The 18,915-nt window shown below is 74.3% G+C and carries 15 protein-coding genes; 7 read left to right on the forward strand and 8 right to left on the reverse strand.

The features are described 5' to 3' along the window. The first annotated feature begins 18 nt into the window (after positions 1-18). The 3 genes from ABZS69_RS28515 to ABZS69_RS28525 all read left to right on the forward strand — a co-directional run bounded on the left by ABZS69_RS28515 (position 19) and on the right by ABZS69_RS28525 (position 3,620). On the forward strand, positions 19-993 hold the full coding sequence (locus tag ABZS69_RS28515; protein WP_355377911.1) for a pirin family protein: 975 nt from the start codon (positions 19-21) through the stop codon (positions 991-993). Positions 994-995: 2 nt separating this feature from the next. Next, entirely contained in the window at positions 996-1,316 is a 321-nt protein-coding gene (locus ABZS69_RS28520; RefSeq protein WP_355377913.1) for a tetratricopeptide repeat protein, read from the forward strand. A 153-nt stretch (positions 1,317-1,469) separates the two neighbouring features. After that, positions 1,470-3,620, forward strand: a complete 2,151-nt coding sequence (locus ABZS69_RS28525; RefSeq protein ID WP_355377915.1) for a transglycosylase domain-containing protein — start codon at positions 1,470-1,472, stop codon at positions 3,618-3,620. 36 nt (positions 3,621-3,656) lie between these two features. Here the strand turns inward: ABZS69_RS28525 and ABZS69_RS28530 are convergent, their stop codons facing one another. From ABZS69_RS28530 to ABZS69_RS28565, 8 genes are all read right to left on the reverse strand, one after another. Beyond that, complete coding sequence (locus ABZS69_RS28530; RefSeq protein ID WP_355377917.1) at positions 3,657-5,414, reverse strand: FAD-dependent monooxygenase; 1,758 nt, start codon at positions 5,412-5,414, stop codon at positions 3,657-3,659. Then, positions 5,407-6,327, reverse strand: coding sequence for an amidohydrolase family protein (locus tag ABZS69_RS28535; RefSeq protein WP_355377919.1), 921 nt, complete (start codon positions 6,325-6,327; stop codon positions 5,407-5,409). Before ABZS69_RS28535 ends, ABZS69_RS28530 begins: the two co-directional genes overlap by 8 nt. Further along, positions 6,324-6,749 carry a pyridoxamine 5'-phosphate oxidase family protein gene (locus tag ABZS69_RS28540; RefSeq protein ID WP_355377921.1) on the reverse strand — a complete coding sequence of 142 codons (426 nt, stop codon included), beginning with the start codon at positions 6,747-6,749 and terminating at the stop codon, positions 6,324-6,326. The genes ABZS69_RS28535 and ABZS69_RS28540 overlap by 4 nt, the downstream gene beginning before the upstream one ends. Continuing rightward, positions 6,746-8,515, reverse strand: a complete 1,770-nt coding sequence (locus ABZS69_RS28545) for an AMP-binding protein (protein ID WP_355377923.1) — start codon at positions 8,513-8,515, stop codon at positions 6,746-6,748. The genes ABZS69_RS28540 and ABZS69_RS28545 overlap by 4 nt, the downstream gene beginning before the upstream one ends. Then, the gene (locus ABZS69_RS28550) at positions 8,512-9,423 is read right to left on the reverse strand and encodes a VOC family protein (protein ID WP_355377924.1); all 912 of its coding nucleotides are present in this window, start codon (positions 9,421-9,423) and stop codon (positions 8,512-8,514) included. The genes ABZS69_RS28545 and ABZS69_RS28550 overlap by 4 nt, the downstream gene beginning before the upstream one ends. A 2-nt stretch (positions 9,424-9,425) precedes the next feature. After that, on the reverse strand, positions 9,426-10,262 hold the full coding sequence (locus tag ABZS69_RS28555; protein ID WP_355377927.1) for a fumarylacetoacetate hydrolase family protein: 837 nt from the start codon (positions 10,260-10,262) through the stop codon (positions 9,426-9,428). Between the two features lie 98 nt (positions 10,263-10,360). Continuing rightward, positions 10,361-11,611, reverse strand: coding sequence for a helix-turn-helix domain-containing protein (locus tag ABZS69_RS28560; protein WP_355377930.1), 1,251 nt, complete (start codon positions 11,609-11,611; stop codon positions 10,361-10,363). A 10-nt stretch (positions 11,612-11,621) separates the two neighbouring features. Continuing rightward, positions 11,622-11,822 (reverse strand): hypothetical protein, encoded by a 201-nt coding sequence (locus ABZS69_RS28565; protein WP_355377931.1) that lies wholly within the window; start codon positions 11,820-11,822, stop codon positions 11,622-11,624. Positions 11,823-11,855: 33 nt separating this feature from the next. Between ABZS69_RS28565 and ABZS69_RS28570 the strand changes: the two genes are divergently transcribed. From ABZS69_RS28570 to ABZS69_RS28585, 4 genes are all read left to right on the forward strand, one after another. Beyond that, on the forward strand, positions 11,856-15,482 hold the full coding sequence (locus ABZS69_RS28570; RefSeq protein ID WP_355377933.1) for a hypothetical protein: 3,627 nt from the start codon (positions 11,856-11,858) through the stop codon (positions 15,480-15,482). Positions 15,483-15,568: 86 nt separating this feature from the next. Further along, positions 15,569-16,837, forward strand: a complete 1,269-nt coding sequence (locus tag ABZS69_RS28575; RefSeq protein WP_355377934.1) for a CHAT domain-containing protein — start codon at positions 15,569-15,571, stop codon at positions 16,835-16,837. A 9-nt stretch (positions 16,838-16,846) separates the two neighbouring features. Next, on the forward strand, positions 16,847-17,353 hold the full coding sequence (locus ABZS69_RS28580) for a hypothetical protein (protein WP_355377935.1): 507 nt from the start codon (positions 16,847-16,849) through the stop codon (positions 17,351-17,353). 1 nt (position 17,354) lies between these two features. Next, positions 17,355-18,908, forward strand: coding sequence for a hypothetical protein (locus ABZS69_RS28585; protein ID WP_355377936.1), 1,554 nt, complete (start codon positions 17,355-17,357; stop codon positions 18,906-18,908). The last annotated feature ends 7 nt before the right edge of the window (positions 18,909-18,915 follow it).

The raw sequence follows: 18,915 nt of genomic DNA on the forward strand, positions 1-18,915 counted from the left end.
CAACCAACAGGAGGGGTTATGCCCGCCATCACCGCTGACACCCTGGCCCTGCCCCGCGTCGCCGTACCCGACCCGGCCTCCGTCGCGCGGCGGCCCGTGACGTCGGTGACCACCGCGCCCAGCGGGTTCGAGGGCGAGGGGTTCCCGGTGCGGCGCGCGTTCGCCGGCGTGCCGCAGTCCGCGCTGGACCCGTTCATCCACATGGACCAGATGGGCGAGGTCGAGTACGCGCCCGGCGAGCCCAAGGGCACCCCCTGGCACCCGCACCGCGGCTTCGAGACCGTCACCTACATCATCGACGGCATCTTCGAGCACCAGGACTCCAACGGCGGCGGCGGCACGATCACCGACGGCGACACCCAGTGGATGACCGCGGGATCGGGCCTGCTGCACATCGAGAAGCCGCCGGAGCACCTGGTGGTCTCGGGCGGGCTGTTCCACGGCGTCCAGCTGTGGGTCAACCTGCCGCGCGCGCACAAGTTCCACCCGCCCCGCTACCAGGACATCCGCGGTCGCCAGTCGGTGCTGCTCGCCTCGGCCGACGGTGGCGCGCTGCTGCGGGTGATCGCCGGCGAACTGGACGGGCACGCCGGTCCTGGCGTCACGTTCACCCCGATCACGATGGTGCACGCGACCGTGAGCCCCGGCGCGCGGCTGGAGGTGCCGTGGAACCCCGCCTACAACGCGCTCGCCTACGTGCTGGCCGGGCAGGGCTACGTCGGCGAGGAGCGCAAGCCTGTCCGCAAGGGACAGCTGGCCGTCTTCGGCCAGGGCGGGGCGCTCACCGTGGCCGCCGACCCGGCTCAGCCCCAGGCCGAGCCGAATCTGGAGGTGCTGCTGCTCGGCGGGCAGCCGATCCGGGAGCCGGTCGTCCAGTACGGCCCCTTCGTGATGAACAACCGCGCCGAGATCCTCAAGGCGATGGAGGACTACCAGGCCGGCCGCCTGGGCGTCGTCCCCGCCGAGCGCCTTCCGCACACCGGACAGGAGTGAACATGCCGATCGAGAGGCTGGCCGAGGAGTACAAGCGCGGGCGCCGGTTCTTCGACTCGCAGGACTACATCGGTGCCGCCCGCATCCTGGCCCAGGTGGTGGCCGCGGCCCCGGACAACCTCGCGGCCCGGCTGCTGCTGGCCCGCGCCTACTACCACTCGGCCCAGCTCGGCCGGGCCGAGGCCGAGCTCCGGCTGGTGCTGGAGCGCGACCCGGCGGAGGGGTACGCCTGCCTGCTGCTCGGCCGTACGCTGCAGCGGCAGAACAGGCCGAAGGACGCCGAGCCGTACCTGCGCATGCACGCCGCGATGACCGGCGAGTGACGTAGGCAACGCGGCGCGCCGCCCGACCAGGAGGGCGGCGCGCCGGACCTGCGGCGATATCCATTCGAATATCAATAATCGAGGCATATCAGTCTTGGACAGCGCAAACTCCCCTGTGCTGTCATGACGCCCATGTCCCGTTCGAGATCCTTGTTGAGCCTTGCCCGTCTGGCCGGAGCGGCCATGGCCGCCGGCACCGTGGTCGCCGCGATCGCGCTGCCCGCCGTCGGCGGCACGGGCTCCCTGTTCGTCTCGGCCGCCGAGACGCTCGATCTCAAGCCCGCCCAGCTCGAAGAGCCGCCCCTGGCCCAGACCTCGGTCGTGTACGACGCCGAGGGCAACCGCATCGCCCAGTTCTACGCGGAGAACCGCAGGGAGGTGCGCCTGGACCAGATCGCCGATGTGATGAAGACGGCGATCGTCGCCATCGAGGACTACCGCTTCTACGAGCACGGCGCGCTCGACCTGGAGGGCACCGCCCGGGCCCTGGTCAAGAACCTCACCTCGGGCGGCATCGCCCAGGGCGGCTCGTCGATCACCCAGCAGTACGTCAAGCAGGTGCTGCTGAACTCGGCCGACTCCGAGGCGGGCAAGAACAAGGCCCTGGAGGCCAGCTACGCCCGCAAGCTCAAGGAGCTGCGGTACGCGATGGGCGTCGAGGAGAAGTACTCCAAGGACGAGATCCTCCGCCGGTATCTGAACATCGCCTACTTCGGCGCGGGCGCCAACGGCGTGGAGGCGGCGGCGCGGCGCTTCTTCGGCGTCCCGGCCGCCGACCTGAACCTGACCCAGGCGGCGACCCTGGCCGGCGCCGTCCAGGACCCCAACAGGACCGACCCCGCGCTCGGCGGGCAGGCCCGCAAGCTGCTGCTGGAGCGCCGGAACGTGGTGCTGGACCGGATGGCGCAACTCGGCCGGATCACGCCGGATCAGGCGGCGCGCGCCAAGGCGGACAAGCTCGGCTACAAGGGCGTCGAGGCGCCCAACGGCTGCCAGGCCGGCCGCTATCCCTACTTCTGCGAGTACGTACGCCACGAACTGCTCGCCAACCCCGCCTTCGGCAGGACCGAGCGGGCCAGGAAGCAGCGCTTCGCCCGCGGCGGCCTGAAGATCTACACGACCCTCGACCCGAAGGCCCAGCGGGCGGCGGAGGCGGCGATCAGGAAGCACGTCTTCGCCTCGGACCACTCGCTCGCCGCCGAGGCGCTGGTCGAGCCGGGCACCGGCAAGATCAAGGCGATGGCGGCCAGCCGCCCCTACGGCCGCTCGGCCAAGCGGAAGGAGATCTCCTACAACCCGGTGGCGGACAAGCGGCACGGCGGGCTGATCGGCTTCCAGGCGGGCTCGACGTTCAAGACGTTCACGCTGATCACGGCGCTCGCCCAGGGCATGAAGATCGACGACGGGATCAGCGTCACCAACGCCTACACCGCCCCTGGCTACGCCTCGTTCAAGAACTGCAAGGGTCAGAACATGGGCATCCCGTCCTGGACGGTCACCAACGACGAGGGCTCGCCCGGTTTCAAGACGCTCGCGACCGGCACGTGGGGGTCGGTGAACACGTTCTTCATGGCGCTGGAGCAGCGGGTCGGCCTGTGCGAGACGGTGCGGACGGCCAAGTCGCTGGGCATCAGACGGGCGGACGGGGGCCCGCTGCAGGAGTACGAGACGTTCACGCTCGGGATCAACGAGATGGACCCGGTGACCGTGGCCACCGCGTACGCGGCCATCGCGGCGCGCGGCACGTACTGCGCGCCCATGGTCGTCACCAAGGTGACCGAGGCGAGCACGGGCGCGGCGACCTCGTACGGCCCGTCGTGCCGCAAGGCGCTCGACCCGGAGGTGGCCGACGCCACCGCGCACGTCCTGTCCGGCGTTTTCACCAAGGGCACGATGCGCGGGGTCGGCGGCATCGGCCGCCCGGCGGCGGGCAAGACGGGCACCACGGACGGGTATGCCACGGCGTGGTTCGCCGGGTTCACGCCCGACCTGGCGGGAGCGGTCAGCCTGGGCGACCCGCGCGGCTCCCAGCGGTACAAGCTGACCGGCGTCACGATCGGCGGCCGCACCTTCGGCGCGGTGGCCGGCGCCTCGGTGCCCGGGCCGATCTGGAAGGACACCATGACGGCGGCGCTGAAGGACGTGCCCGCCTCGGACTTCACCCCGGTGAACGCGGCCCGCTTCGGCGGCTGCGGCCAGAGCTGCGCGCCCTCCCGCGACGAGCGCCCGGACCCGGCCCAGGATCTGCCCACGGACGCCGAAGACCGGCCAGGAACCGAGAACGACGCACCCGTGACCCCGTGACCGACGCCCGGCATATGCGGGCACCCGCCGGAGAGGTCAGTGTCCCAGGAGCGAGCGCAGGGCCTGGGACAGTCGCGCCGTCGCGTCGGTCGCCTCCTGGGCGCGCCAGGCGACGAACCGGTCCGGGCGGACCAGGACCGCGCCTTCCGGGCCGTGGCCGCGATGCCGGGTCCAGGTGGAACGCGGGTCGAGCAGATCGCCGTCCAGATGGCCCACGCGCACGGCGTCCAGCGGCCAGGCGGTGGCCAGTTCGGCGGCCGCCTCGCACCAGTCCTGACCGTTCTCCCCGGCGACGAGCAGGAAGCGGCCCGGCCGGAGGAGGTCGTGGACGGGCAGGCGGCGGCCGTGGTCGTCGTCCAGCCAGGCGTGCGGCAGGGGATGGCCGGGGCGGGCGCACGGCTGGTAGAGGCGGACGGGGTCGGGATTGCCGGGTTCGGAGGTGCCGTCGGGCAGGACGGCGGCCGAGCTGTAGGTGTAGCCGTACTCGACGTTGTGCTCGTTGAACTCCATGGACTGGGCGGCGATGGCGCGGCGGACGGCGCGGGCGGGTCCGGCGTCCTCGGGCAGGCCGCTCCACAGGCGGCGCAGCTGCCGCCAGTTCGCCTCCGGGCCGGCGCCGGGGACGATGCCGGCGGCCTGGGCGGTGACGATGTGGTTGAGCGCGTTGTCCACCGAGCGTCGCACGTTGCGGGCGGTGACCGGCTTGCGTTCGGGTTCGTAGGTGTCCAGGAGCCGCTCGGCGGCGTGGCCGTACAGGACGGCGGCGAGTTTCCAGGCGAGGTTGGCGGCATCCTGGATGGCGGAGTTCAGGCCGAGGCCGCCGGTGGGCGGGTGGCGGTGGGCGGCGTCGCCGAGCAGGAAGACGCGGCCGTCGCGGAAGCGGTCGGCGACCACTCCCTCGATGGACCAGCGGGTGATGAGGTGCACGGTGAGCGGATGGTCCGGCAGGCCGAGCGCGGCGCGCAGGTCGGCGATCACCTGCTCGTCGTCGAGGCCGCGCGGGTCGTCCGTGGCGTAGTTGAGGTGGACGACCCATTCCTCGGAGTCCGGGCCCCAGCGGTCGGGCCCCATGGGGACCATGGTGGCGGCGCCGCCGGTGTGCGGGAGGGACAGCCAGCGGATGAGCACCTCGGGGTCGCGGGCCCAGGCCGACAGGTCGGCCGACAGGTGGACGGTGGCGATGCGGGCCAGGTCGCGGGCGCCTTCCATGGCGATGCCGAGCTGCCTGCCCACCGTGCGGCCGCCGTCGCAGGCCAGCAGGTAGCGGGCGCGCACCTGGTAGGGGCGGCCGGCGCCGCGGTCCAGGACGGTGGCGGTGACGCCGTCGGCGTCCTGGGTGAAGGCGGTCACCTCGTGGTGGAAACACACCCGGCCGGGGGCCAGCTCCTCGGCGCGGCTCTTGAGGATGGGCTCCAGCCGGATCTGGGGCAGGTTGGTCTGGCGCTGCGGGCTGGCGACGGCCCAGTCGGCCGACAGCCCGCCGCAGCCCCAGGATTCGATCAGGCCGAAGCGCCTGCCGTAGTCGCCGGCGGGCCCGGCGAGCCCGGCGTACCAGCCGGAGTAACGCATCTGCTCGGGCGGGGTGCCGCGCCGGTAGACGGTCTCGGCGATGCCGAGCTCGGCGAAGATCTCCATGGTGCGCTGGTTGAGCAGGTGGGCTTTGGGCAGCGCCGAGGTGGCCGGCAGCGCGCTGACCAGCAGGTGGGCGACGCCGAGCCGGGACAGCAGCATAGAGGCGGTCAGGCCGGCGCCGCCGCCGCCCACGACGAGCACGTCGGTGTCGAATTCAGGCATGGGGTGCTTCCTTCAGGCGGGGGAACAGCTCGCGGGCGTTGCCGTGGTTGATCGCCGCGTCGTCGGCCCAGGTGTTGAAGTACGTCACGGCCGGTTCGGGGGCGAAGGGCCAGTCGCTGCCGTACAGGACGTGGCCGGGCCTGGCGAAGGCCAGCAGCGAGGGCAGGGCGGCGGGGCTGGAGGACAGGGCGGTGTCGAAGTAGAAGCCGGCGAAGTCCGCCAGCACCTGGTCCGGGTCGCGGCCGGTCTCGCCGAAGATCGTGATCGCCAGGCGGTGGGCCGCGTACGGGACGAACCCGCCCGCGTGGGCCAGGATGAAGCGGATGCGCGGGAAGCGCCGCGGCACGTCGTGCTTGATCAGGTTGAAGGCGGCGCGGGTGGTGTCGAGCAGGAAGTCGGCGGCGAACGGCGGGATGCCGTCGACCGCGGGGCCGGGCAGTTCCGCGGGGTGGACGAGGACGATCGCGGCGTGCTCGTCGAGAACGCCCATGAGCGGGTCGAAGGCCGGGTCGCCCAGGTAGACGCCGCGGCTGTTGGCCAGCAGGATCACCCCGTCGGCGGACAGCCCGCCGAGCGCGTGCCCGGCCTCGGCGATCGCGGCCCCGACGTCGGGCAGCGTCAGCGTGGCGAAGAAGCCGAACCGGCCGGGGCGGGCCGCGGCCAGCTCGGCGCCGTACTCGTTGGCCTGCCTGGCCACGGAGGCCGCGTCGGCTCCGTCGCCCAGGTAGGCGCCCGGCGTGGTCAGCGACACGATGGCCGTGGCGATGCCCTGGCGGTCCATCATCTCCACCGCCTCGGCCGGGCTCCACGCCGGGAGCGGCCGCCCGCCGGGCGCGTCGACGCCGTGCGAGCGCAGCCGGCGGGCGTACGGTTCGGGGATCATGTGCTGGTGCACGTCGATGCGGCCGGTCATGGGCGTTCTCCTTCGTCTTCGTCGAGGTAGCTGACGGCGTAGACGCGCCCGACGGTGATCTCGAGGATCAGCCGGTTCATCCCCGCCAGGTCCGCGTCGGTCATCGGCTCGACCGGCCGTCCGCCGATACGGGACCACACCGTGGCGGTGTCGGCGCCGATGCCCGTGGCGCGGATGCGGGCGATGCCCTCCAGGGTCACCGACGGGTGAGGCGCCGCGCCGCGCATGACGCACAGGGAGGCGCGGCCGGTGCGCACCACGTCCCTGGACTTGGCGCGGCGGGGTTCGGTGGAGACGAGCAGCCGGTCGCCGTCGAGGGCGAAGTAGACCACCGACTGGCGGGCCGTGCCGTCGGGGCGGGTGGTGGCCGGCACCCCGGCGGTGTGCCGGTCAAGGAAGTCGCGGACCTTCTGGTCGATCATGGGGTCACCGTGCGATGGCGGATGAGGTGGCGGTCGAGGGCGGCGGCCAGTTCGGGGTCATCGCCGATCAGGGCGAGCGGGCGGCCGTCCTCCAGTACGACTTCGGCCGGGCCGCCGGGGCGGAGCTCGGTGATGACCCTGCGGACGGAGCCGGCGACCAGCTCGGGCTTGACGATCTTGCCGACCGTCGTGACGGGCAGCGCGTCGAGGATGTGGACGGCCTTGGGGGCGGCGGCGGGCTCGGCGGCGCGTGCCCGGGCCCAGGCCAGCAGGTCGGGCTCGGCGACCGGGCCGCTGACGGTCACGTAGGCGACGGGGACCTCGCCCGCGTGCGCGTCGGGACGGCCCACCACGGCCGCGCCCGACACCTGCGGGTGGGCCAGCAGCGACTCCTCGATCGGCCGCGGGTCGAGGTTGTGGCCGCCGCGGATGATGAGGTCCTTGGCCCGGCCGGTGAGGTAGACGTAGCCGTCGGCGTCCACGTGCCCGAGGTCGCCGGTGACCAGCCAGCCGTCGAAGATCTTGCCGGTGGGGTCGGGGCCGTCCGGGCCGAGGTAGCCGGGGAAGACGGCCGGCCCCCTGATGGCCAGCACCCCGCTCCGGCCGGGCGGGCAGTCGCCGGTCGGCCGCTCGCCGGCGTCCACGGTGACGGCCTTGATCTGCTGGTACGGCAGGCGCAGCCCGACCGATCCGGCCCGCGGCGCGAAGGCGGGGGTGGCCGCGCTGGCGCAGGTGGCCTCGGTCAGGCCGTACCCCTCCAGCATCGGCACCTTGGCCGTCTCCTCGAACGCCGCCCGGACCCGGCCGGGCAGCGGCGCGGCGCCGACCGCGCCCGCGCGCAGGCTGGACAGGTCCACCCCGTCGGGGATCGGCGGCAGGCCGGCGTACACGGTCGGGACGGCCGAGAACGCGGTGACCCGATAGCGCTCGATGATGCGCCAGAAGTCCGCCATGAGCGTCTTGTCCCGGTAGCCGAGCGGGCCGAGGCTGACGACGCTCGCGCCGTGCATGAACGGCGCCAGCCCGGTCACGTGCACGGCGTTGACGTGGAACAGCGGCAACCCGGCCAGCGCCACCCCGCCCCCCGCGTAGGCGCCAGAACAGCCGAGCGCCCAGGCCATGTAGACCTCCATGGCGTGGGTGTGCGGGGCGATCTTGGGGATGCCGGTGGTGCCGCCGGTGTGGAAGTACGCGGCCAGTTCCCCCGGTCCCGGCCGGTACGACGTGATCAGCCGGTCGCCGGGCCGCTCGGCACAGAGCCGCTCGAATGGGCCGCCGGCGACCAGCAGCGCGCGCAGCCCCGGCAGGCTCCGGGCGACCCGCAGCGCCTTCTCCTCCAGGGAGGCGGCCACGACCAGGATCTCGGCCCCGGTGAGCGTGAGGATGTCGACAATGTGCCGCTCGGCCAGCATGGGGTTGACCGGGTTGGCGACGCCCACGGCCTGGGCGCCCAGCAGGGCGGCGTAGGCGGTACCGGAGTTGGGCAGCAGCAGCCCCACCGTCCCGCCGGGCGACATGCCCAGGTCGGTGTAGAGGTTGGCGGCCCGGTGCACGCGGGTCAGCAGCTCGCCGTAGCTCCAGGTGACCTCCTCGCCTTCGCCCAGCAGGTGCAGGGCGGGCGCGTCCGGGGCCGCGGTGGCGGTGCGGCGCAGCAGGTCGTAGGTGGAGGCGGGCAGGTCGCGCCCGGCCAGCGGCACCGCCTCCACCAGCGGCAGGTCCTCGGGGACCAGCACCAGGGGGCGGTCGCCGTCGGTGTGGTGGCTCATGCGCCGTGCGCCCCCGCCATCAGCGCCGCCAGATCCTCCGGTTCGATGAACGACGGGGGCACCGGCGGCCCCCAGCTGTAGAGGATGCGCAGGTCGTCGAAGACCTCCGGCTTCCAGATCGCCTCGTCGACCACGCAGTCCAGGTCGGAGTAGTACTCCGAGAAGTTGCCCGCGGGGTCTTTGAGGTACCAGAAGAAGTTCGAGCCGATGTGGTGCCGGCCCAGGCCCCACACGTGCCGCTCGGGGTGCCCCTGGAGCATCCGGTGGGCGCCGCGGCCGATCTCGTCCACGTCCTCGACCTCCCAGGAGCTGTGGTGCAGGTACGGCACCGGCGCGGGCTGGACCAGCACGTTGTGGTGGTCGGTCGAACAGCGCAGGAACGCGGCGATGCCCGGCACCTCGTCGCTGACCCTGAACCCGAGGCCCTCGGTGAAGAAGCGCTGGCTGGCCTCCTGGTCGGTGGAGCCGAGCACCACGTGGCCGAGCTTGCGGGGCCGTACCGGCTGCTCGCGCAGCAGGCCCGGGGCGCGGGCGTCCACCCGGTCGGCGCGGCCGGGGCCGTTGTAGACCGGGGCGGGCTCGGCCGCGCGGGTGATCCGGGCGGCGATCGACACCTGGACGCGGACCTTCGTGCCGGGGTCGGTCACGCGGCCGTCGGCGTCCAGGGCCAGGTCCAGGCGGGCCAGGCCGGCCGCGACGCGGCCCAGGTCGTCTGCGTCGTCCACGCCGACGCCCAGCTCGACCAGGCGCCGGGTGGGCGTGCGCACCAGGCGCAGCTGCTCGCCGCCGTCGGCGGTGGCGAAGGTGCTCTCGCCGGTCGGCCGCAGCCCGAAGTCGGCGTAGTAGGCGGCGGTCTCGGCGACGTCCGGGACGCCGATGGTGACGCGGGTCAGGCGGTGCAGCGCCATGGTCAGGCTCCCCTGAAGGTGGTCCGGAGGGTGCCGATGCCCTCGATCGTGCTGTGCAGGCGCTCGCCCGGGGCCAGGAAGCGGGCCGGGGTACGCGTGCCGCCGATCCCGCCCGGGGTGCCGGTGAAGATGACGTCGCCGGGCAGCAGCGGGATCACCGACGACAGCTTCTCGACCAGCTCGGGCACCGAGAAGATCATCTGACTGGTACGGGCGTGCTGCATGCGCTCGCCGTCCAGATGGCAGGCGATCTCCAGGTCGTCGGGGTCGGCGAACTCGTCCGGGGTGACCAGCCACGGCCCCATCGGCCCGAACCCGGGGAAGGACTTGCCGAGGGAGAACTGCTGCGGCTGCGGCGGCGCGAGCTGGGTGAGCCGTTCCGACAGGTCCTGCCCCACCGTCAGCCCGGCCACGTGCCGCCAGGCGTCGGCCGCGGCCACGCGGTGGGCGTACCGGCCGATCACCGCGACCAGCTCCACCTCCCAGTCGGTCAGCCCGCCCTCCGGCAGCGTGACGACCGCGTCCTGACCGGCCAGGCAGGAGACGAACTTGGTGAACACCGGTGGCCTGGCGCCCGGCTCGATCTTCGACTCCGCGGCGTGATCGCGGTAGTTCACCCCGATCGCGAACACCTGGCGCGGCGCGGGCGCCGGCGCCCCCAGCTCCGCCTCCTCGAACGGCACCGGCTCGGCGTCGGTGCTCCAGGACCGCAATTCGTCCCAGCGCTCGAACAGCGCCTGCGGATCGGCGGGAAAGCGCCCGCCTCCGGCCTGCTCGATGTCGATCGCGCCGCCGTCGGCGAGGAGCACCGCCCGGCCGGCGAGGTTGGCAATCCGCATGAGCTTCCCTTCGTCATCGGCTCGTCACGCCGATTCAACGAGGGCTCCGGCCCCGGTCGCTTGTGCTCACCGCCCAAACAACGAGGCTGTGATTGGGCTCAGGGCAGGGTACGGGCGATCTCCAGGGCCAGGCGCAGCTCCAGCAGATCGTCCGGCAGGGCGTGCCCGAGCAGTTCCTCGGCCCGCTTGATCCGGTAGGACACGGTGTTGCGGGAGACGTGCAGCAGGTTGGCCGCGCGTTGCGGGCTGCGGCCGGCGGCCAGGTAGACGCGCAGCGTTTCGCGCAGGTCCGCCGTCCGCCGGTCCCCGCCGAGCAGCGCGCCCAGCGTCTCCTCGGCGAACCAGCGGGCCCGCTCTCCCCCGGCGGCCAGCAGGGACCGCACCCGGATGTCGGCGTGCCGGCACAGCCGCGTCTGCCCGCCGAGGAAGTCCTGCGCCTCCCGCGCCCCCAGATGGCTGCGGCGGAACCCGGCCACCCCGTACGCGAGCGGCCCCACCGCCAGCCGCAGCCCCTCCGGCACCCGGATCTCCAGCGCGGGGAGGGCCGGTGACGGCCGGGCCGTCCAGGCCCACACGTCCGACGGGCCCGCCTGCACGGTCAGCACCCCCTGCCCGCCCGCCGCCCGGCCGACCTCCGCGGCGAAGCGCCGCAGCACCTCGGCCGGGGTGTCGAGCCCATCGGCGGTCACCACGAAGGCGAGGTGGTGCCGGGCCACCTCGTAGCCCAGGGTCCGGCTCGCCGCCTCCGGGTCGACGCGCCGCCCGCCCAGGATGTCGTCCACGATCCGGCGCCGCGCGGCCTCCGTGCTGGCCTGCCAGCGGTCCCGTTCGGCGATGTACTCCTCGGCCATCCGGCTGGCGTGCGCGTCGGCGTAGGAGAACAGCAGTTCGCTCACCCGGTGGCTCTCGGCCAGCCGCACGGGGGCGGGCTCGGCCTCGATGGCGTCCATCAGTCGCTGGTGCAGGCACGCGTGCCCGATCCGTACCCCGCGCAGCACCTGGTCCAGCGGCACTCCGCGCCGTACCAGCTCCGCGTTGCCCTCCACGGCCTCCATCGGCACCATCTCCGGGGACGGGCGGATGTCCAGCAGCAGCCCGGTCAGCGCGGCCAGCACGCTGGCCTCCACGGAACGCCGCAACGTCTCGAACGGCGTCCGCCCGCCGCCGTAGCCGGGTACCTGCCGGATGACCTCCCGCGTCATCCACACGGCCGTCTCCACCGCCCACCCCGTCGGCCCCTCCCCAACGGAGTCGCGGGCCACGAGCAGGGTGGCGGGGGACGCCGCGGGCGGGTGCCCGCCGCCCCGCGCCCGCAGGGCGAGCAGCCACTGGCACGGCACATCACTCACCCGGCAAGTCCTACCCCACACAGCCGTCTCGCAGGACCGCGGCCGCGGGGTGGGGCAGGTCCTGATCGTCGGCGAGCGGGTCCGGCCGGTGCGCGGGGCGGTGCCGGATGCCGATGTCGCGGAGCCGAACCGCGACCTGGCCCGGCCCGGATCCGACCTTGAGCGGCCGGACTTGCGTGGCGGGGAGGTGATCGGCCACTATCGTCGGCATGACTAGTGGAAAGGGCGATCTCCGCCCAGCCCGTTGAGGCCCCTGGAGCCGGCCGAGGAGCCGGCCCTCGACATCCCCGCCGCCGCCTTGCTGGCGCGTCTCGCGCCGCTCCCCTATCCGCGACGCATGCGGGCGCTCGCGCTCCACGCCCGTCGGCTGGCCGGCACCTCCCGGCTGCGGGTGCTCCTGGATGATCTGTCCGCGCAGGATCGGTACGCCCGGCGCATGGCGCTGCACGTGGCCATGGCGGCACGCGACCTCGATCACATCAAGGAAGTTCTCGCGGGACCGGACATGGGGCTGCGGCGCGCGGCGCTGCGTGCGGTGCGCACCCTGCCCGTGCCGGATCCGGCGGTGGCCGCGGCGTTCCAGGACGCGTCGGCCGTGCTGCGGTTCGCGCTGTATCGCACGCTGGCGCTGGCCCGCCGGGAAGCGCTGGCCGAATCGCTCCTGCCGGACGTCCACGCCCAGTGGGGAGCGCGCGAGGCGGCGGCGCTGCTGCCGGCCTGCGGCGCCGGGACCGTCTCGCGATGGCTGCCGGACGTCGCGCACGCGGTGACGTCCTGGACGGCGCTGGCCAAGCGGCACCCGGGCGCGGTCATGACGGTGGCCGAGCTCGAACTGGACAGTGGCGTGCACGCGTGGAGCTGGTGGCGGCGCCGGGGCGCGGGCGTGGTGCTCGCGGCCCTCGCCGAGCCGGCCCACATGCCGACGGCCCAGATGCCACCGACCCAGGTGCCAGCCAGCCAGATGCCGGCGGCCCAGATGCCGCCGGGCCAAATGGCGGCAGCCCGAATCCCAGCAGCCCAGATGCCGGCCGCTCGGATGCTGGCCCTGTTGGAACAGCACGAGCTGCGTCACTGCCTGAGCGAGCTTCCCGCCCCGGTCGTGAACGCGCTGTTCAAGGTGGACGCCGTGCGGGCCGGGAAGGTGTTCGCCGACCCGGTTGTGGCGGGCTGGGCGGGGCCGCCGAAAGCGGTGCTCCGCCACCTGCGGTCGGGTTCGGACGCGGAGATCCTGCGTCTGGCCTCGTCCGGACGCCGGCTCGGCCCGGTGCTGCACTCCCTGCCGCCCGCCCGCCGGGCCGCGATCTTCGAGGCGGTGGCCGCGCGCAGGGGCGGTTCGACCGAGTTGTGGGCGATGCCGTTGCTCAGCCGGCTGCCTGCCGAGGTGGCGGCGGCCGAGGCCCGGCGCATGCTGGCCTGGCACGAGTCGGTGTGGCACTCGGCCCGTTCCCGCCTGGACGATCCGGACATCCCGCTGAAGCTCACCTCGTACCTGCCCTATGAGGAGGCAGTCGGCCCGCTGCGCGAGGCCGCCGTGGGCGGGGACCCGCGGCGGCGCGGGCCGGCCAGGACGCTGCTGCTCCAGGCCACGGCCCGCACCCGGGACCGGGCGGCGCTGCACGCGCTCCTGTTCGACCTGGCGCTGCGCACCGCCAACGAACAGGACCCGCTCCGCCGGGAGCTGCTGACCGCTCTGGGCGACGTGCCGCCCGCGCTGCTCGACGACTCCTGTGCCGGAACGCTGGAACGCGTCGCGGCCGACGCCGTCGAGGCCCCGGACTCCTCCCCCGCCACCCAGGAGGCGCTCCGGAGCCTGGCCGGACGGGTCCTGCGGCACCACGACCCGGCCACCGCGCCCGCGCTGACGGCGTGGGCGCTGGACACGTACGGCAGGCTCGTGGCTCGGCACGGCGCGAGCGGTCTGCCCGCGCGGGAGCCCCGGCACTCCCCCGTCCGTCGCCGCCGCTCTCACTCCTCCGGCCAGGTCGCGGAGCCGCACCGGCTGGACCTGGTGCTGCGCGCGGGGCAGGAGCACGACCTGCTCGCGGTGCTGCGACCGCACCTTCGCGCCGCGCGCGAGCGGGAGGACTTCGCCCTGGCCGTGGCTCTGGCCCACGCGCTCGGCCGTCGCGCATGGGCGCTCGCCGAGCTCCAGGACGACCTGCGCGCCGCAGTCCGAACGGCGCCGGAGCCGCTCGCCCGCGAGGCCGCCGACCTGTGGCTGACCCGCCCGCACCGCCGCCCGCGAACCTCCCGTCCCACGTCCCCTGGGTCGTCGGAGCGGGCGCACGGAGGCGGGCTGGCCGAGCGGGAGGAGTGGGTCGTCGAGCTCGTACGGGAGGATCCGTCCGCCCTGACGCTGCCCGCCGTCTGGCGCACCCTGGCCCGGCGCCGTACCGACCTCCTCCTCCCCCTCCTGGACAGCCCCCGCGACGGCCGATTCGGCAACCCCGCGTGGGTGCCGCGGATCGACGGCGGCGACGCCGGCCGATGGACGCCCGCCCAGTGCGAACGGATCCGCGCCGAGCTCACCGCCGCCGTCCACGACGAGGGCCTGCCCATCGCCGCCCGGCTGGCCGCCGTCCAGACGACCGGCCGGATCGCCGGCGGGCTGGACCTCCTCACCACATGGGCGGACCGGGAGGAGACGATGCTTGCCGAGGCCGCCGTCACGACCATGGCGTACGCCGGCGAGCCCTCCCGGGCCGCGCCCGTGCTGGTGGGCCATGCCGGCGGACCGGCCTCCCGCGTCGCGGTGGCCGCGCTGGCGCGCTGCTGCCGTTCGGTCGCCCCGTCCCTGCTCGGGCCGCTGCTGGAGGAGGCGCTGACCGCCCCCGGCAGCAAGGTCACGTTGCGCAAGCTGGCCGCCCGCCAGCTCGGCCGCAACCGCCCGCCCGGCGCGGTGGAGGTGCTGCTGCGGGCGTGGGCGGACCCCGGGCTGCACCGGGACGTACGGGTGGCCGTCGCCTCGGTGCTGCGCACGATGCCCGAGGACCCGCGGACCCTGGACGCGCTCGGGGACGCCGCCGGCCGGCACGCCGGGGAGCTGATGCTGCGCACGCTCTTCCAGGCCCACCCGATGGAGTACGCCCCCAGCGCCCGCGCCCGTTACGCGGACCTGGTCCGGCGGCTCCTCATGGCCGCCGACCAGCCAGGGGTGAGTTTCCGCGCGTCGAAGGCGTTCGGCCTGTGGGCGCGCTGGTACCGGGGCGACCTCGGCGAGATCGTCGAGGCCGTGGCGAGACCGGAGACGACCGGGCAGGTCATGGAGGTGTTCCAGGGGCTGCTGCGGGCCGGGGTCATCCGGTCTCAGACGCTGGACGTCCTCGCCAGACTGGCCGCCGCCGTACCCGGGGAGGACCTGCGCACCCCGGCCCGGCAACGCGTGGCGGCCATCACCGGCAGCCTGGCCATGAGACCGGAGGAGATGGAGCCGTGGCGGCGGCGGCTCGCCGGGGACGCGATGGACGTGCTCGCCGCGGAGCCGCTCCTGCTGCCCCAGGCGGCCGCGCTGGGCGTGGCCCTGCTCCCCAGGGACACGGACGGGGACGGCCTCGGCGACGGCCTGTGCGCGCTGGCCGGCCTGCTCGCGGACCGGCCGGTGCTCGCCGTCCGGACGGCGGGCCAGGTCGTCTCGGAGCTGTTCGGCGAGTACGGGTGGCTGCCGGCGCTGCCGATCGCGGCCGCCCTGTCCCCGGCCCGGCGGCTGGCCGCCCGCGGCGACCTGTCCGGCGAGCTGTTCGCGCTCATGCTCACCCAGGCCGGCGGCCGGAGCACCGAGTGGGCGGCACCGTGGCGGGAGCTCCTCCGCGACCTGCGCGATTCCCCGTACCTGGAGGTACGGCAGGAAGCCTGGGACACCTCCGTGGACTGACCCCGAATACCGGATGGCCCTGCGGCATGGTCGCTGTCACAATCTGATCGATAGCTCGTTGTGACATCCACCGCGTTGGAGGTCTCATGCAGGGAGCGACGGGGGCGGTCGGCACGCCGCGCATCGTCCTCGTCGAATACTTCCTGAGCGACGAGCGCGCCCTGGTCTTCGGCGTCACCGCCGACTCCTCCGAGGCTGACCTGGTCACCGTCCCCTTCTCCCGCGCCGAGATCCGCGCGCTGGCCGAGCGGATCCGGGTGGAGCTGGGCGGGGGCCGTCCGGCGCTGGGCGCGCTGCTGCGCGAGGAGCCGCTGGCCCGGCTGGTGGCGCCCGTGACGCGGTGGGCACGCCCCGGGGACCTGGTGTATCTCGTCCCGCACGACGTGCTGCACCGGTTGCCGCTGCACGCCGTGCCCGTGGACGACGGGGTTCCGCTGTCCCGGCGCAATCCGGTGGTGGTGACGCCGAGCGCGTCCGTGCTGCAGTACTGCCTGACCAAGAGGACCGGACGGCGGCGCGACTCCGCGCTGATCATCGCGGACCCGCCCGCAGAGCGGCCCCTGGTCTTCGCCCGCGAGCAGGCGCGGGCCATCGCGGCGCAGCTCGGGCCCACCAGGACGCTGGTGGGGAAGACGGCCTCACGGGCGGAGCTGCTGGCGGCGCTCGCCGCGGACGACGCCGCCCCCGGGATCCTGCACTTCAGCGCGCACGGCGTCTTCGACCCCGACGAGCCCATGAAGTCCGGCATCGAGCTGGCCGACGGCCGCCTGACCGCTGAGGACCTGCTCGGCATGACTCTCGACGTGGACCTGGTGACGCTGGGCGCGTGCGAGACCGGCGTCAGCGACCGGCGGCCGGGCGACGAGCTGATCGGGCTGACCCGCGCCCTGCTCTACGCGGGCGCGCCGTCGGCGCTGGTGACCCTGTGGCGCGTGGACGAGCTGTCGACCAGCATGCTGCTGCGCGACTTCTACGCCGCGCTGGCCGGCGGCACCTCCAAGGCCGAGGCGCTGCGGCAGGCGCAGGCCCTGCTGCCGGAGCGCACGCTCGCGGACGTGCTCGCCCATGCCCGCGAGTCACGCGAACGCCTCGGCGACGAACCCGCCGCGACGGCCGCCCTGGCCCGCGAGGAGGCCCGCATGCTGGCCCGCTCCGGCGACGTCGAAGCGGCGCTGCGCCTCCTCGCCGACACGCTCAGGACGCCCGGCCTCAGCGCCCCGGACCTGGAGCTGCTGCGGGTGGCCCAGAAGCGGATCATGCTCGCCGGGCCCGCCGTCGACGCCGGGCCCGGGTCCCAGGTGTTCGCGGACCCGTACTACTGGGCTCCTTTCGTCCTCGTCGGCGACTGGTACTGAGAGGTGGAGATGGGAGAGGTGACCTCGGGCCGGCCGGTCTCCGAGCTGGCGGACACCGGCTTCCTGCGCGGGGAGAACGTCCCCGAGCAGGTGGGAGAGCGGCCGTTCGTGCTCGTCGACGCGCAGGGGCGCACCGCCGGCCTGATCGGGCCCGCCGGGCCGGGCCCGGCGATCGCGATCCCCGCCGACACCCCGCTCGCGGTGGTCCTGAACTCGGAGGAGGTGCTGGACGCGCTCCTCGCCGGCGCGGACGCGCTCGTCCTCACCGATCCCGGCGAGCGTCCCGTCGGCGTCGTGCCCGTGCCGGCCGTCCGCGCCGAGCTGGCCCGCGCCCTGGCCGACCCCAACGAGCTGGGCGCCGGCGACGGGCTCGGCCGGCCCAGGTCGCTGGCGCCGCCCCTCCGCATCCGCTGCCGGACCTGCGGGGAGGTCAACACCTTCACCCGTTTCCAGCAGACCGAGACCTACGACTGCGTCTCCGGCCACGACTTCGTGCCCTTCTACGGGACGCGCTGACGTGGGTGGCCTGTTCGACGCGCTCTTCGGCGCCCTCGACCGCCGGTTGTTCTCCACGGTGCTCATCCCGATCCTGATCTTCCTGGCCGCGCTCGGCGCGGTGATCGCCGCGGGCGTGGGCTGGACGGAGACCCTGCGCTGGTGGAGCGGCCTGAACGCCGAGTCACGCGTCCTACTGACCCTGCTGGCACTGGTGCTGGTGCTGCTGTCGGCCCAGCTGTTCGCCGCGCGGCTGCCCGCCCTGATCAAGCGGTACCAGGGTGAGTGGCGCGACCTGCCCGGCGGCGAGCGGCTGGCGGGGCGGCTCACCCGCCGGCATCGGGTGTTCTTCCTGTGGCTCACCGAGGAGGACGACCGGTGGGCCTCCTACCCCGTGAGCGAACGGCAGCTCATGCCCACCACGTTCGGGAACATCCTGCGCGGTGCCGCCGAGCACAGCGCCGACCGCTACCGCCTCGACTCCTCGACCGCCTGGCCGCGCCTCTACCCCGTGCTGCCGGAGGCGTTCCGGCAGGCGTTCGCCCTGGCCACCGCGGATCTGGAGCTCGCGATCACGATCAGCGCGCTCGGCGGCGCGTTCGCGGTCGTCGGGGGGCTGCTGGGAGCGTTCCTGCTGCCCTGGTACGGGGTGCTCCTCTGCCTGTCCGGCGGCCTGCTGGTCGCCTGGGGCGGCTACCGGGCGGCGATCCGCGCCGCCGAGCCGTACGGGCAGCTCTACCGGTCGGCGTTCGACGTGCACCGCTGGCTGCTGCTGGACGCCATCGGGCTCGACCGCCCCGCCGACTTCGACGCCGAGCTGAAGCAGTGGACCGCGCTCGACCAGATGTGGATGCGCGGCAGCGTGAGCACCGACCGGGCCGCCCACCTCGGCTACCCGAAGGGCCCGCCCCCAGCGCCCGACACCGGCGAACCCTCACCCGACACCGGCGGACCCTCACCCGACGCCGACGAGCCGCTGCCCGAAACCGACGAACGGCCACCCGAGATCGAGCGGCCGCCCAGCGTGGCCACCAGGCCGATCCCGCCCTTCCGGGTGCGGCGCTCGCGCACCAGCCCGGTGCTCGTCGCCCTGCTCGCCGTGGTGTTCCTCGGGTGCGCCGCCCTCGGCGTCGCCGCCGTCCGGCGGTCCCCCGGCTCCGGGGCCGCCGCCCGCGACCTGCCCGCCTACCACGTGCTCACCGCCGGCGACGTGACCGGCGACGCCTCCGGCCGCCTGCTCGGCCGGTACACGCTGCGGCCGGTCGCGGCGAGGTCGCCGATCGCGCCCTGGGACCTCGGTCCGGCTCTGCCCGGCGGGCGCCTGTCGGGGCGTTCGGCCCTCGCGCTCGGGCCGCCCCAGCTGCTGGTCACGCCCGCGCTGGGCCGGGGCGAGACCGTCACGATCCACGTCGTCCCGAAGAATCCCGGGGCGGCCTCCGCCACCGTCCCGGGCGCCGTGGTCCTCGACGTGCTGGGCGAGCGCGGCGTCGTCCTGGCGGTGACCCGCGACCAGCTGGCCGAGCTCACGGCCGCCCTGCCCGACGGCACCGTCCACCTCGTGCTCGAACTCCCGTAGGGAGGGG

This window comes from Nonomuraea sp. NPDC005650 (assembly GCF_040605375.1).
Taxonomy (GTDB): domain Bacteria; phylum Actinomycetota; class Actinomycetes; order Streptosporangiales; family Streptosporangiaceae; genus Nonomuraea.